This is a genomic window from Dactylosporangium sp. NPDC048998 (assembly GCF_043197855.1).
In the GTDB taxonomy this organism is placed as follows: Bacteria; Actinomycetota; Actinomycetes; order Mycobacteriales; family Micromonosporaceae; genus Dactylosporangium.
In genome coordinates this window covers 125,988-138,393 of the sequence record NZ_JBICTV010000005.1, presented here as the reverse complement: position 1 = coordinate 138,393, position 12,406 = coordinate 125,988, and the positions used below count along the sequence as shown (strand labels likewise).

Below are 12,406 nucleotides of genomic sequence, written 5' to 3'. Positions count from 1 at the left end.
GATCTCCAGCTGGACGCCCAAGGGGGCGTCCGCCGGTCATCGGCCGCCGAGCCGGGCGCGGACGGTCGCGGCGTCGGGATGGCCGATCGCCTCGTGGATGGCCAGGGCCCGCCGCCAGCGTTCGCGCGCCTCGCCGGCGCGGCCGGCCGAGTGGAGGGTGTCGCCGAGGTGGGTCAGGAACTCGGCCTCGTCGTACCGGTCGCCGGAGTCGCGGGCCAGGGCGAGCGCCTCCTCGAAGCAGGCCACGGCCTCGTCGAGGTTGCCGAGGTGGTGGTGGGCGTGACCCATGCTGTCCAGGGTGTTCGCCGCCTGGGAGAACGCGCCGAGGTCGCGCAGCATCGCCAGGGCGCGGCGGCTGTGCTCGAGGTTCTGCCGGTGGTCGCCGAGCAGGCCGTACTGCCACCCGACCGACTGCAGCGCCTCGGCCTGGCGCAGGACGTCGCCCAGCTCGCGGTACAGCCCCAGCGCCTGCTCGTCGTGGTGCAGGGCGTCGCGGTGGCGGCCACGGCGGGTGAGGGCGTAGGCGAAGTTCAGGTGGGTGTTGGCGGCGCCGCGCGCGTCGCCGAGCTCGGCGAAGAGGGCCAGGGCGCGCTCGCCGTGCTCGTCGGACTCGGCGTCGCGGCCCATCCGGCCGTACGCGCGCAGCAGGGCCCGATGGGCCTCGGCCTGGCGGCGCCGGTCGCCGGTCGCGATAGCAGCGCGCAGCGCGGCGTGCTGGGTGTCGGCCCACTCGGCGCCGTGGCCCTGCCGGGCGAAGTACACGGTGGCGGCCCACGCCAGCTCCCAAGCCTGGCGGTCGAAGCCGTTCGCGGCGGCGAAGCGCACGGCGGCGACCAGCGCCGCCCGCTCGGCGGCGAACCAGGCGAGGGCCTGCTCGGCGGTCGCGACCGGCTGGGCGGACGCGCCAGGCTCGGGCGGGCCGAGGGCGACCTGGTCGCGATGGGCGTTGAGCAGCGCCGCCGCCGCGCACGCGGTGCGCGTGTAGTGGTCCAGCAGCCGCCGCAACGCCGCCCGGCCGTCGTCGGCGGTGGCGGAGGTCGCGGCGAGCTCCGCGGCGTAGGCGCGCAGCAGGTCGTGCTGGGTGAAGCGGCCGACGACGTGCTCGGTGACGAGGTTGGCCCCGGCCAGCTCGGCGAGCAGCGCATGGACCTCCTCGGGCGGCGCGCCGGCAAGGCTCGCGGCGGCCGGCGCCGACGTGTCGCGGGTGGGCAGGCGGCCCAGCATCCGGAACAGCCGCGCGGCGGCGGGGCTCAGCCGGTGGTAGGACCAGGAGAACACGGCACGCACGTCGAAGGTCAGGCCCTCCTCCGCGAGCGCGTCCAGGCCGCCGCCTTCCGCGCGCAGCTGCCCCGCCAGGAGCCCCAGGGTGTACCGCGGGTTGATGGCCGCCCGCGCGGCGACGATCGCCAGCGCCAGGGGCAGGCCGGCGCACCCGGCGATGATCTCGTCGAGGGCGCCGGGCTCGGCCGCGACCCGGTCCTCGCCGAGGCGGTGGGCGAGCAGGCGGCGCGCCTCGTCGCGGCCGAGGACGTCGAGCAGCAGCGGCTGGGCGCCGTCGAGGGCGACGAGGCCGGTGAGCCGGCTGCGGCTGGTGACCAGCACGAGGCAGCCGGGTGCGCCGGGCAGCAGCGCCCGCGCCTGCTCGGAGTCGCGGGCGTTGTCGAGCACGATCAGCATGCGGCGGCCGGCGACGAGGCTGCGGTACAACGCGGCCTGCGCGTCGAAGTCGGCCGGGATGCGCTGCGCCGGCACGCCGAGCGCGTCGAGGAACCCGCGCACCGCCTCGGCCGGGCTGGTCGCCGCGCCCGCCGGGTCGAAGCCGCGCAGGTTGACGTAGAGCTGCCCGTCCGGGAAGTGCGCCCGCCGCCGGTGCGCCCAGTGCAGTGCGAGGGCGGTCTTGCCGACGCCGGCCATGCCGGACACGGCGGAGATGACGACCGAGGTCGGCTGTGTCCCGGCCCGGTCGAGGACCGCGTCGAGCCGGGCGACCTCCTCGGCGCGGCCGGTGAAGCCGCGCACGTCGAGCGGCAGCTGCGCGGGCCCGGCCGGCGCCGCCACGGCCGGGCGCATCGGGGCCGGGCTCACCGGGGCTGACCCGGCCTCCTCGGTGGGCCGCCACGCGGTGTCGTCCAGCAGGCGCCGGGTGGCGCCGTGGTCGTCGGCGAGGATTGCCTGGTGCAGGCCGCGCAGCCGGGGTCCGGGGTCGACGCCGAGCTGCTCGCCGAGCACCGCGCGGGCCCGCTCGTACGCCTCCAGGGCCTCGGCGCCGTGCCCCCAGTCCCAGAGGGCGGCGACGAGCAGCAGCCAGCCGGTCTCGCGCAGCGGCTCGGCGATGGTGTGCCGGCGCATCTCGGCCACGACGTCGCCGGGGCGGCCCAGCCGCAACCGGGCCCGGGCATGCCGTTCGGTGACGCTCAGGCGCCGCTCGCCCCACTCGGCGCGGGCCGCGTCGAGCTCCGGCCCGGTCGGCAGGCCGTCGAACGGGGCGCCCCGCCAGATGGCCAGGGCCTGCTGCCAGTGCCCCTCGGCGGCGCCCGGGTCGCCGGCGGCCCAGGCGGCGTCGCCGCGCCCGGCGTGCCCGGTGAAGCGGTGCACGTCGATCGCGTCGGACCGCACCCGCAGCGTGTACCCGCCGTCGCGGCGCTCCAGCGCGCAGCCGTCCCCGGCGACCGCGCGGCGCAGGCGGGACAGGTAGGTCGTCACGTTCGCCACCGCGGAGCTGGGCGCCTCGCCGGGCCACAGCTCCTCGACCACCCGGCCGGCGGTCACCGGATGGTTAGCGTGCAACAGCAGCAGTGCCAGGACGGTGCGCTGCTTCGGGGTGCCCAGGTCGAGCGCAACGTCGTCGCGGCGCACCTCGAGCGGGCCCAGCAACCGGACGTCGAGCTCCATCGAAAGCATTTGTACAGCACGTATCGAGTTTTTATCGACTCGGTTCGTAGAGTCCTGGATGCCCTCCGACCTGGGTGCCGGGGCCCGTACCTACGGGGAGGCGCCGCCGGCGATCCCACCGCCGCGGCGCCAGGTGCAGGCCCCGGCCGCAAGGCTCAGCCGGTCTCGCCGGCGACCGAGAGGGTGCGCAGGCGGTGCACCGCGTACGCCGTCGACGCCACCGCGAAGACACCCGCCATCACGCAGCTCACCGGGACCGACACGTTGCCGTGCAGCAGGTCGGTCGGGGCCAGCCAGTCGACGATCGCCTGGACGTACTGCTGGATCGACAGCTTCTGCGTGCCGGAGAGGATGTTGCCCAGCACACCCTCCCAGAGCACGACGTAGGCGAGGCCGACGAGCACCGGGCGGCGGGTCAGCACGCTCATGAGCAGGAACACCGAGCAGTACGCCAGCGCGCCGATCACCGCGCCCACGATCAGGGCGAAGGCCAGCGGCGGCTCGCCGGCGATGAGGCCGACGATGAAGAGCGGCACGCCGGCGAAGAGGGAGGTGATGCCGGTGGCGACGCCGAGCTTGGTGAAGATGATCTCCGACCGCGGCAGGGGCTTGGACAGGATGTGGGTGATCGTGCCGTCGTCGATCTCGGAGCCCAGCACGCCGGTGCCGATGATGAGGGCGATCACCGGCAGCACCGCCGTGAAGCCCAGGCCGCCGATGATGGCCTCGCCCCACTCGGCCGGGGCGGGGCCGAACGCGCGGGCGACCAGCGCCAGGCCGATGAGGATCAGCGGCAGCGGTACGAGCAGCCAGATCCGGCGCCGGCCGAGCAGGCCGCGGGCCGTGATCATCGCGACTGTGGCGTTCATCGGGCACCCACCAGGTAGGAGAAGACGCTTTCCAAGGACTCGTCGGCCGGCAGCAGGCGGCGCACCCGCACGCCCTCCTTGAGCGCGATGCGCGGCAGGACCCGGGTGAACGTGCCGTAGTCGGACGCGCGGACCTGCAGGCCGGTCGCGTCGATGTCGACGCCGGCGACCGAGTCCTGGGCCATGAGCGCGACCGCGAGGCGCCGGTCGTCGCTGGAACGGATGGTGAACACGTGCGGGCGGTTGGTCATCAGCCGCCGGATGGTGCGGAACTCGCCGGAGGCGGCGAGCCGGCCGGCGACCATGACCTGGACGGTGCCGGAGACCTGCTCGACCTCCTCCAGGATGTGCGAGGAGAACAGGACGGTCCGCCCGTCGTCGCCCATCTTGTGCAGCAGGTCCATCATGTGGAAGCGCTGCCGCGGGTCCATGCCGTTGAAGGGCTCGTCGAGCAGCAGCACGCTCGGCTCGTGGACCAGGGCGGCGGCGACCCGGATGCGCTGGCGCATGCCCTTGCTGTACGTGTCGATCCGCCGGTCCTGGGCCGGCTCCATCTCCACGAGGGCGAGCGCCCGGCGGGCGGCCTCCTCGGGGTTGGCCAGGCGGAACAGCTTGGCGCTGGCGAGCACGAACTCCTTGCCGGTGAGGAACCCGTGCACGGACTCGCGCTCGCTGACCAGGCCGAGGGTGCGATACACGTCGGGGTTGCGCCACGTCGGCGCGCCGTCGACGGTGAGCGTGCCCCGCGACGGGGCGAGGAACCCGGACATCATGTGCAGCAGGGTGGTCTTGCCGGCCCCGTTCGGGCCCAGCAGGCCGGTGACGCCCGGCCCGAGGGTCATGGTGACGTCGTTGACGGCCACCACGTTGCCGTACCACCGCGAAACGTGCTGCAGGTCGACGGTGCTCATCTCAGGCGGCCACCTTCCGGTAACGCAGCAGCAGGAGCCCGACGGAGCCGCCGAGCAGGATCAGCGCGCCGAGGCCGTACACCGGGCCGAAGTCGCCGATCGGCAGCGCATTGCCGCTCGCCGCGCCGAACATCCACTGCTCCAGGCCGAGCAGGAGGGACATCGGGTTGGCCAGGAACGCCAGGCTCCCGACGCCCAGCACGCCGAGGATGACGACGATCGGCGCGGTCAGGATGAAGGCGCCGACGATGAACGCCGCGGCGAACGCGCGCTTGCCGGTCAGCGAGGCGATCAGCAGCGAGAGCGAGGCGAGGACCAGGGCGCGCACGAGCGCGGCGCCGAGGCCCGGGCCGAGGTCGCCGAGCTCGTCCCAGGCGCCGTGGAAGCCGTCGGTGCGGGTGAACACGGCGCCGAGGTAGATGAGCAGCTGGGGCACGGCCAGCAGCAGGAACACGGCGGTGGCGAGCGCCGCGTACTTCGACAGCGCGTAGTCGGTGCGGGCCAGCGGCCGGGAGAAATACAGCGGCAGCGTGCGGTCGCGCAGGTCGCGGGAGACCAGCTCGGGCGCGACGATCGCCAGGAACAGCATCACCGGGTAGCTCAGATTGTCGGCGTACTGCCGGTAGCTCATCAGCGTCTGGTCGCTGAGCGACCGGATCGAGATGACGACCACGGCGACGAGCAGCACGATGCCGATGATCATCCAGGGAAAGAACTTCGCCTTGGCGCCCCGGCCGATGCCGAACGCGCTGCGCACGCTGTGCTCGTAGAGGGAGCGGTTGGCATACCACCGGCCCAGGCGCGGCCCCGTGTACCGCTGGTAGCCGATGTCGTGGATGACACTAGTCTGCGGCGCCACGGCCGGCCTCCTGAACAACGCTGAGCGCGGGTGCGGTGACGGTCGGGGGCTGGAAGAGCTCGGCGACCCGGTGGCGGCGCTGGTCGAGCCGGTGCAGCGGCAGGTCGAGCTCGGCGACCGCGATCAGGATCCGGTCGTACACGTCCTCGCCGTCCAGCGGCACGCTGAGCGCGGCGCCGTCGCGGGTGGCCGGGATGCCCAGCTCCGCCAGGCGCGCGGTGAGCTGCTCGACGCCCTCGCTGACCTCGACGGTGAGCACGTCGCGGCTGGTGGTCATGTCCTCGACCGTCGCGGAGCGCAGCAGCCGCCCGCCGTCGATGGCGATGATCGAGTCGCAGATGCGCTCGACCTCGCCGAGCAGGTGGGAGCACACGACGATCGAGATGCCGAACTCGGTGCCGATGCGGTGCACCAGCTCCAGCATCGCGTCGCGGCCGGCCGGGTCGAGGCCGTTGGTCGGCTCGTCGAGCAGCAGCAGGTCGGGGTCGTGCGCGAGGGCCTGGGCCAGCTTGACCCGCTGCTTCATGCCGGTCGAGTAGCCGCCGATCTGACGGTACCGCTCCTCGTAGAGCCCGACATGGCGCAGCGCCTCGGAGGCGCGCTCGCGGGCCGCGGTGGCGGGCAGGCCGCTCATGCGCGCCAGGTGCGTCACGAACTCCGCGGCGGACACCTCGGTCGGCAGGCAGTCATGCTCCGGCATGTACCCGACGCGGGCGCGCACCTCCTCCGCGCGGACCGTCGGGTCGAGCCCGAGAACCCGCAGCTCGCCGGAGGTCGGCGCCAGCAGGCCGAGCATGATCTTGATGAAGGTTGACTTTCCGGCGCCGTTGGCCCCGACGAGCCCGATGACCCCCGGCTGTACGGCCAGGGTCAGATCCGACAGGGCGGTGACGCCACCCCCGTAGCGCTTCGTCAGCGCACGCGTCTCGATGAGTGTCACGACGCCGAGACTACGGACCGTGCACCCCCTGGGCCATCCGGAACGCACCTGAGAGCGGTTCCTTAGGGGTTCTACCTGTGATTTTTCTCAGGTTTCGGCTCCGGGTCGACCCCGGCGCGTCACCCCCGGCCTCACCCCCGCCGTCACCCCGCCAGCCCGGCCAGCCCCAGCAGCAGCGACCTGACCTCGGTGGCCCGGACCCGCTCGGGCGCGACCGCGGGGTCGTCGCACAGCCACACCGGCCCGTCCTCGTCCGCCGCCGGCAACAGCCCGTGCGACCCGCGCACGGCCCGCGCACCGGCGTCCAGGCCGACGACGCTCATGAGGTACCGCATGCCGATCTTCTTGCGCAGCAGCGCGAGGCCGGCGCGACCCTTCGCCGCCCCCGGCCCGGCCGGGTCGAAGAACAGCTCGGCGGGGTCGTAGCCGGGCTTGCGGTGGATCTCCACGAGGTTGGCGAAGTCGGGGCGCCGGGCGTCGTCGAGCCAGTAGTAGTACGTGAACCAGGCGTCGGGCTCGGCGAGCAGCACGAGCTCGCCGGAGCGCTCGTGGTCCAGGCCGTGGCGGGCCTTGCCGGCCTCGTCCAGCACCTCGCCGACGCCGGGCAGCGCGGCACACAGCTTGCGCACCACGGCGACGTCTTGCGCATCGCGCACGTAGACGTGCGCGATCTGGTGGTCGGCGACGGCGAACGCGCGCGACGTCCACGGGTCGAGGTACTCCATCCCGTCCTGGGTGTGGACGTTGAGCAGCCCCTCGGCGCGCAGCAGCCGGTTGACGTCGACGGGCCGGCTCGCCTCCGTGATGCCGTACTCCGACAGCACCACCGTCGTCGCCCCGCGCGCCCGCGCCGCGTCGAGCAGCGGTCCCAGGACCGCGTCGAGCTCGGCCGCGGCGGCCGCCGCGCGGGGGTCCGACGGGCCGTAGCGCTGCAGGTCGTAGTCCAGGTGCGGCAGGTACACCAGGGTCAGGTCGGGGTTCTTGTCGGCCATGATCTGCTGCGCGGCCCGCGCGATCCACGCCGAGGACGCGAGGCCGGCGTTCGGCCCCCAGTACGTGAACAGCGGGAACGGGCCGAGCCGGGCGGTGAGCTCGTCATGCAGCGCCGGCGGGTAGGTGTAGCAGTCGGGCTCCTTGCGACCGTCGGCGTAGTAGATCGGCCGCGGGGTGACGGTCCAGTCGACGTCGGCGCCCATCGCGTACCACCAGCAGACGTTCGCCACCGTGTAGCCGGGCTCGGCGCGGCGGGCGGCGTGCCACAGCTTGTCGCCGCCGACGAGCGCGTTGTGCTGCCGCCACAGCAGCACCTCGCCGAGGTCGCGGAAGTACCAGCCGTTGCCGACGATGCCGTGCCCGGCCGGCGTCTCGCCGGTCAGGAACGTCGACTGCACCGAGCAGGTGACGGCGGGCAGCACGGGTTCGAGCGGCACGGCGGCGCCCAGCCGCGACAGGTTGGGCATGTGCGGCAGCAGCCGCGGGGTCAGCCCGACGACGTCCAGTACCACCAGCGGCTTGCTCATGCCGACACCTCCGCTTCGCTCCGTACCGCTCATTTGCGCTCCAGGGTCTTGAGGCCGAGGTCCTGCAGGGTGTCCCGGGCGTAGGCGAGCTCGGCGGCCATGCCGTCGGCGAGGGCCTGGGGGCCGGCCGGGCGCTGCGCCGGGGGCAGGACGTTCCAGGTGTACGTCTCCACCTCGAGGTGGTCGCAGGAGGCGACCGGACCGCCCACGAGCGCGCCGAGGCCGGCTCGCAGCACGCCGGTGGTCGAACGCAGCGGCGGCTCGGGCGCGGCGTGCAGCGGCACGTGGTAGTGGACCCGCCACGGCCCGTCGGCCCGCGCCTCGAGCGCCTCGTCGAGGTCGTCGAACGCGTGCCGGCAGCCGGCGGTGCGGGTCTGGTGCAGGAACTTCGGCTCGGCGTAGCGCTCGACGACGTCGCGGGCGCCGTCCGGGTCGGTGACCTCCAGCGCGGCCGAGACCTGGATCTTCACCACCGGCAGCCCGGCGCGGGCGAGGCGCTGCACCGCGGCGACCGGGTCCTCCCACGCGCACGCCAGGTGCGCCAGGTCGACGCAGACGCCCACCCACTGCCGGTCCACCCGGGACAGGTGCACGGTGGCCTGCAGCGTGTTCTCGATGACGCAGCCGGGCTCCGGTTCGAAGGCGACGCGGACGGTACGGCCGGTGAGCACCTCCAGCGCCGCGAGCCCCTGGGCCAGGGCGTCCAGCGCGCGCCAGACCCGGGCGACCTGCCGGCCGTCCCAGGGCTCGCGCCAGCCCAGCGGCAGCGTGGAGATCGAGCCGCGCGCCGCGTCGGCGGGCAGCAGGTCGACCAGGATCCGCGCCAGGTCGAGGGTGTAGCGCAGCCGGGCCGGGTCGGCCCAGTCCGGCAGGTACACGGCGCGCTTGACGACCGGGGCGTGGAACTCGCGGTACGGGAAGCCGTTGAGGGTCACCACCTCCAGGCCGCGGGCGTCGAGCTCGCGGCGCAGCCGGCGGCGCAGGGCCGGATCGGCGGCGAGCTCGGCGGCCACCCCGGCGCCGAGCCACAGCCCGAGGCCGAGCACGTCCGTGCCGAGCCGCTCGCGCATCGGCGTCGCGTACGTGTCGAGCTGAGCGACGATCCCGCGCAGGTCCTCAGCCGGGTGGACGTTGGTCCCGTACGCCAGGTGCACCACCTGCCCGTCGGGGTGCCGCAGCCGCATCAGGAGCCCCCGCGTTTGATCGAGTTGCCCTCGAACGTGGCCTCGGCCTGCGCCTGATGTTCCAGGTCGAGGCGCTTGGACTGGCCGTAGAACTCCACCGGGTTGCGCCACAGCACCCGGTCCACGTCGTCGTCGGAGAACCCGGCCGCCAGCATCTCCTCGCCGGTACGCCGGGTCAGCAACGGATCCGAGCGCCCCCAGTCGGCGGCGGAGTTCACCAGCATCCGCTCCAGGCCGTACTCGCGCAGGATGTGCACCATCCGGGCGGCGGTCATCTTCGTGTCGGGGTAGATGGAGAAGCCCATCCAGCAGCCGCTGCCGGCGACCGCGCCGACGGTGACCTCGTTGAGGTGGTCCACGGCGACCAGGCCCGGGTCGATGCCGGACTCGCGCACGACGGCGAGGGTGCGCTCGGTGCCGCGGGCCTTGTCCCGGTGCGGGGTGTGCACCAGCGCGGGCAGCTCATGCTCGACGGCGAGGGCGAGCTGCGCGGCGAACACCTCGTCCTCCTCCGGGGTCATCGAGTCGTACCCGATCTCGCCGACCGCGACCACGCCGTCCTTCTCCAGGTATCGCGGCAGCACGCCGAGCACCTCGCGGCAGCGCGGGTCGTTGGCCTCCTTCGGGTTGAGCGCGATCGTGGCGTGGTGACGGATGCCGAACTGGCCGGCCCGGAACGGCTCCCAGCCGACGAGCGAGTCGAAGTAGTCGGTGAACGAGCCGACGCTGGTGCGCGGCTGGCCCAGCCAGAACGCGGGCTCGACCAGCGCGCGCACCCCGGCGGCGGCCATCCGCTCGTAGTCGTCGGTGGTCCGGGACGTCATGTGGATGTGGGGGTCGAAGATGCGCATCACGAGACCCTCTCCTGAAGTCGGTGCAGCAGCTCGGTCGCGTCCGCGGCCATGGTTCGCCCGGCGGCCGCACGCTCCTGCGCCAGGCCGCCGAGCATGGTGGCGAGCTCGGCGTCCGCGCGCTCGTCGAGGTCGGCGACATCGCACAGCGGCAGCTGCATGAAGACGGCCTTGAGCACGCCCTGACGCCAGGCGGCGGCGTCCAGGTGCCGGGCGGCCGGGCCGAGCGCGGCGGCGACGAGCCGGGTGTCGTTGGTGCGCAGCGCGTCCAGCAGCAGCGGTCGCACGACGGCCGGGGGCAGGTCCAGCAGCGGCAGGGCGCGCAGCACGGCGCGCTTCTCGGCGGCGTCGCCGTAGCGGTACAGCGGCTCCGCCTCGGTGGCGGCCGACTCGCGCGGCAGCCGGGCCAGCAGCAGTACGCGGGCGGCGTCGTCGACGCTCCAGCCGGGCGGGGTCCGGCCGTGGTCGCGCAGCATCCAGCGGCCGCACCGGCGCCCGGCCGCGGGGAACAGCCGCGCGATCGCCGCCGGCTGCCGCGCCACGGTCTCCAGCGCGGTGTCCAGCCAGACGGTGTCGGCGAGCTCGGCGATCAGGTCCGCGTGCAGGTCCTCGGTCCTCATGACACCTCCTGGAAGCGTTCCAGCGACCGCTGCTCGGCGGCGCGCAGGAACGCCAGCGAGTCGCGGGCCACGCTCGGCGCGGCGTGGCTGTGGCGGGGCAGCTCGACGGCGACGAGGCCGCCGTAGTCGATGTCGGCCAGCGCGCGCAGCACGGGCGGGAAGTCGACCTCGCCCGCGCCGAACTCGAGGTGCTCGTGCACGCCCCGGCGCATGTCGTCGATCTGCACGTTGACCAGCGAGCCGGCCGCGCGGCGCACGCACTCGTCGGCAGGCACCGGCTCCAGGCACCGGCAGTGGCCGATGTCGAGGGTCAGCCCGAATTGCACAGGCGCGCCGAGGTCGGCCCGCAGCCGCTCCCAGTCGGCGATCGACTCGACCAGCATGCCCGGCTCCGGCTCGAAGCCGAGCATCGTCTCCGCGCCGTCGGCCGCGGCGAGGACCTCGGCGCAGCCGCCCACCAGCCGGCGCCAGGCCTCGTCCGGATCGAGCCCGGGCGGGCGCACCCCGGCCCAGAAGCTGACCGCCTCCGCGCCGAGGTCGGCGCCGATGCGCACGGCGCGGCGCAGGAACTCCAGCCGCGGCCCCGGCTCGTCGTCCTGCAGCGTCGGGGCGTGCTTGTGCCACTTGTCCAGCAGGTACCGCGCGCCGGTCTCGATCACCACGCCGAGGCCGAGCTCGCCCAGCCGGTTCGCCACGGCGCGCACGTGCCGGGACAGGTGCGCGTCGAACGGGTCCAGGTGGTGGTGGTCGAGGGTGAGCGCGACGCCCTCGTACCCGAGACCGGCGATGACGTCGAGCGCGTCGTCGAGCCGGTGGTTGCTGAAGCCGTTCGTCCCGTACCCGAACCGCAGACCGTTGTTCATGTCGGCGACACCCTCCGCGAGAGCAGGCGGGCCAGCGGGGCCGCTGCGGCGACGGCGATCCCGGCCAGCGGCCGTCCCGCCCTGGCGGTCAGCGCGCCCTGCAGGGCGGGCAGGTTGAGGATCCCGGCGCCCACCGACGCCCGCACCCGGGCCGCGTCGGGGTTGCGGATGGCGGCGACCTGCGGCGCCCCGTACCGCAGCGCGTACAGCGCGGCGAGCGCCGCCGGCACCGGCGCCCGCGCGCCGATCGCCGCCGAGGCCGCGACCGCCGCGGTCCCGGCGAGCGTGGCGGCCGGCAGCGCGGGCGTGGCCCCCTCCACCTCCGACCGGGACAGAGCGGTCACCGTGTACGTGTGGGCGAAGACCGTCGCCGCGGGCCACGCGGCCCGGCGCAGCCGCCCGCCGGCCGCGCCCAGCAGCACGTCGAGGGCCCGGCAGGCGGCCATCGCGGCCGGCCCCGCGGGGGTGGCCTTGAGCCCCAGGTCGTACGCCCACACCGCCCCGGCCAGCGGCACCGCGACGGCGAGCGCCCGCCGCCCGCCGGCGAGTCCGGCGGCGGCGACCCCGGCCGCGGTGAGACCAGCGGCCAGGCCGAGCGCGGTCTCCGGCCGGATCCGCCCGGACGGGATCGGCCGCTCGGGCCGCTCGACGGCGTCGACCTCCCGGTCGGCCCAGTCGTTGGCGGCCATGCCGGCCCAGTACAGCAGCACGCCGGCCCCGGCGAGCCCGGCTGTGCGCGGCCCGAGTCGCCCCGCCGCCGCGGCCCCCGCGATGACGTCGCCGGGCACCGACAACGCCGCGGGCGCCCGAACCAGCTCCGCGAGGTCCCGCCAGCTCGGATGCGACCGCGCGGCACGAGTCCGGACCAAATCTGATTTTCCGGACATTTCCGGAATG

The 12,406-nt window shown here is 74.5% G+C and carries 11 protein-coding genes; all 11 read right to left on the bottom strand.

Going from position 1 to position 12,406, the window contains the following annotated elements; translation table 11 throughout:
• Nucleotides 1–36 precede the first annotated feature (36 nt).
• The 11 genes from ACGFI8_RS14370 to ACGFI8_RS14320 all read right to left on the bottom strand — a co-directional run bounded on the left by ACGFI8_RS14370 (nucleotide 37) and on the right by ACGFI8_RS14320 (nucleotide 12,297).
• Entirely contained in the window at nucleotides 37–2,892 is a 2,856-nt protein-coding gene (locus tag ACGFI8_RS14370) for a BTAD domain-containing putative transcriptional regulator (protein WP_392804340.1), read from the bottom strand.
• A 155-nt stretch (nucleotides 2,893–3,047) separates the two neighbouring features.
• On the bottom strand, nucleotides 3,048–3,761 hold the full coding sequence (locus tag ACGFI8_RS14365; protein WP_392804338.1) for an ABC transporter permease: 714 nt from the start codon (nucleotides 3,759–3,761) through the stop codon (nucleotides 3,048–3,050).
• Nucleotides 3,758–4,672: an ABC transporter ATP-binding protein gene (locus tag ACGFI8_RS14360; protein WP_392804336.1), complete on the bottom strand. Its 915-nt coding sequence runs from the start codon at nucleotides 4,670–4,672 to the stop codon at nucleotides 3,758–3,760. The genes ACGFI8_RS14365 and ACGFI8_RS14360 overlap by 4 nt, the downstream gene beginning before the upstream one ends.
• A 1-nt stretch (nucleotide 4,673) precedes the next feature.
• The gene (locus tag ACGFI8_RS14355; protein ID WP_392804335.1) at nucleotides 4,674–5,531 is read right to left on the bottom strand and encodes an ABC transporter permease; all 858 of its coding nucleotides are present in this window, start codon (nucleotides 5,529–5,531) and stop codon (nucleotides 4,674–4,676) included.
• Nucleotides 5,515–6,471, bottom strand: a complete 957-nt coding sequence (locus tag ACGFI8_RS14350; RefSeq protein ID WP_392804333.1) for an ABC transporter ATP-binding protein — start codon at nucleotides 6,469–6,471, stop codon at nucleotides 5,515–5,517. Before ACGFI8_RS14350 ends, ACGFI8_RS14355 begins: the two co-directional genes overlap by 17 nt.
• A 143-nt stretch (nucleotides 6,472–6,614) precedes the next feature.
• Nucleotides 6,615–7,991: an alkaline phosphatase family protein gene (locus ACGFI8_RS14345; protein ID WP_392804331.1), complete on the bottom strand. Its 1,377-nt coding sequence runs from the start codon at nucleotides 7,989–7,991 to the stop codon at nucleotides 6,615–6,617.
• 29 nt (nucleotides 7,992–8,020) lie between these two features.
• Nucleotides 8,021–9,175 carry a metabolite traffic protein EboE gene (eboE, locus tag ACGFI8_RS14340; protein ID WP_392804329.1) on the bottom strand — a complete coding sequence of 385 codons (1,155 nt, stop codon included), beginning with the start codon at nucleotides 9,173–9,175 and terminating at the stop codon, nucleotides 8,021–8,023.
• Complete coding sequence (locus tag ACGFI8_RS14335) at nucleotides 9,175–10,026, bottom strand: TatD family hydrolase (RefSeq protein ID WP_392804327.1); 852 nt, start codon at nucleotides 10,024–10,026, stop codon at nucleotides 9,175–9,177. Before ACGFI8_RS14335 ends, eboE begins: the two co-directional genes overlap by 1 nt.
• The gene (locus tag ACGFI8_RS14330) at nucleotides 10,026–10,646 is read right to left on the bottom strand and encodes an EboA domain-containing protein (RefSeq protein WP_392804325.1); all 621 of its coding nucleotides are present in this window, start codon (nucleotides 10,644–10,646) and stop codon (nucleotides 10,026–10,028) included. Before ACGFI8_RS14330 ends, ACGFI8_RS14335 begins: the two co-directional genes overlap by 1 nt.
• Nucleotides 10,643–11,509, bottom strand: coding sequence for a sugar phosphate isomerase/epimerase family protein (locus tag ACGFI8_RS14325; protein ID WP_392804323.1), 867 nt, complete (start codon nucleotides 11,507–11,509; stop codon nucleotides 10,643–10,645). Before ACGFI8_RS14325 ends, ACGFI8_RS14330 begins: the two co-directional genes overlap by 4 nt.
• The gene (locus ACGFI8_RS14320; protein ID WP_392804321.1) at nucleotides 11,506–12,297 is read right to left on the bottom strand and encodes an SCO3242 family prenyltransferase; all 792 of its coding nucleotides are present in this window, start codon (nucleotides 12,295–12,297) and stop codon (nucleotides 11,506–11,508) included. The genes ACGFI8_RS14325 and ACGFI8_RS14320 overlap by 4 nt, the downstream gene beginning before the upstream one ends.
• Between the last annotated feature and the right edge of the window lie 109 nt (nucleotides 12,298–12,406).

What these genes read in the sequence shown, in the direction of transcription:
- ACGFI8_RS14345 (WP_392804331.1), bottom strand. Translation starts at nt 7,991, where the DNA reads ATGAGCAAGCCGCTGGTGGTACTGGACGTCGTCGGGCTGACCCCGCGG.
- ACGFI8_RS14370 (WP_392804340.1), bottom strand. Translation starts at nt 2,892, where the DNA reads ATGGAGCTCGACGTCCGGTTGCTGGGCCCGCTCGAGGTGCGCCGCGAC.
- ACGFI8_RS14365 (WP_392804338.1), bottom strand. Translation starts at nt 3,761, where the DNA reads ATGAACGCCACAGTCGCGATGATCACGGCCCGCGGCCTGCTCGGCCGG.
- ACGFI8_RS14325 (WP_392804323.1), bottom strand. Translation starts at nt 11,509, where the DNA reads ATGAACAACGGTCTGCGGTTCGGGTACGGGACGAACGGCTTCAGCAAC.
- ACGFI8_RS14335 (WP_392804327.1), bottom strand. Translation starts at nt 10,026, where the DNA reads ATGCGCATCTTCGACCCCCACATCCACATGACGTCCCGGACCACCGAC.
- eboE (WP_392804329.1), bottom strand. Translation starts at nt 9,175, where the DNA reads ATGCGGCTGCGGCACCCCGACGGGCAGGTGGTGCACCTGGCGTACGGG.
- ACGFI8_RS14360 (WP_392804336.1), bottom strand. Translation starts at nt 4,672, where the DNA reads ATGAGCACCGTCGACCTGCAGCACGTTTCGCGGTGGTACGGCAACGTG.
- ACGFI8_RS14330 (WP_392804325.1), bottom strand. Translation starts at nt 10,646, where the DNA reads ATGAGGACCGAGGACCTGCACGCGGACCTGATCGCCGAGCTCGCCGAC.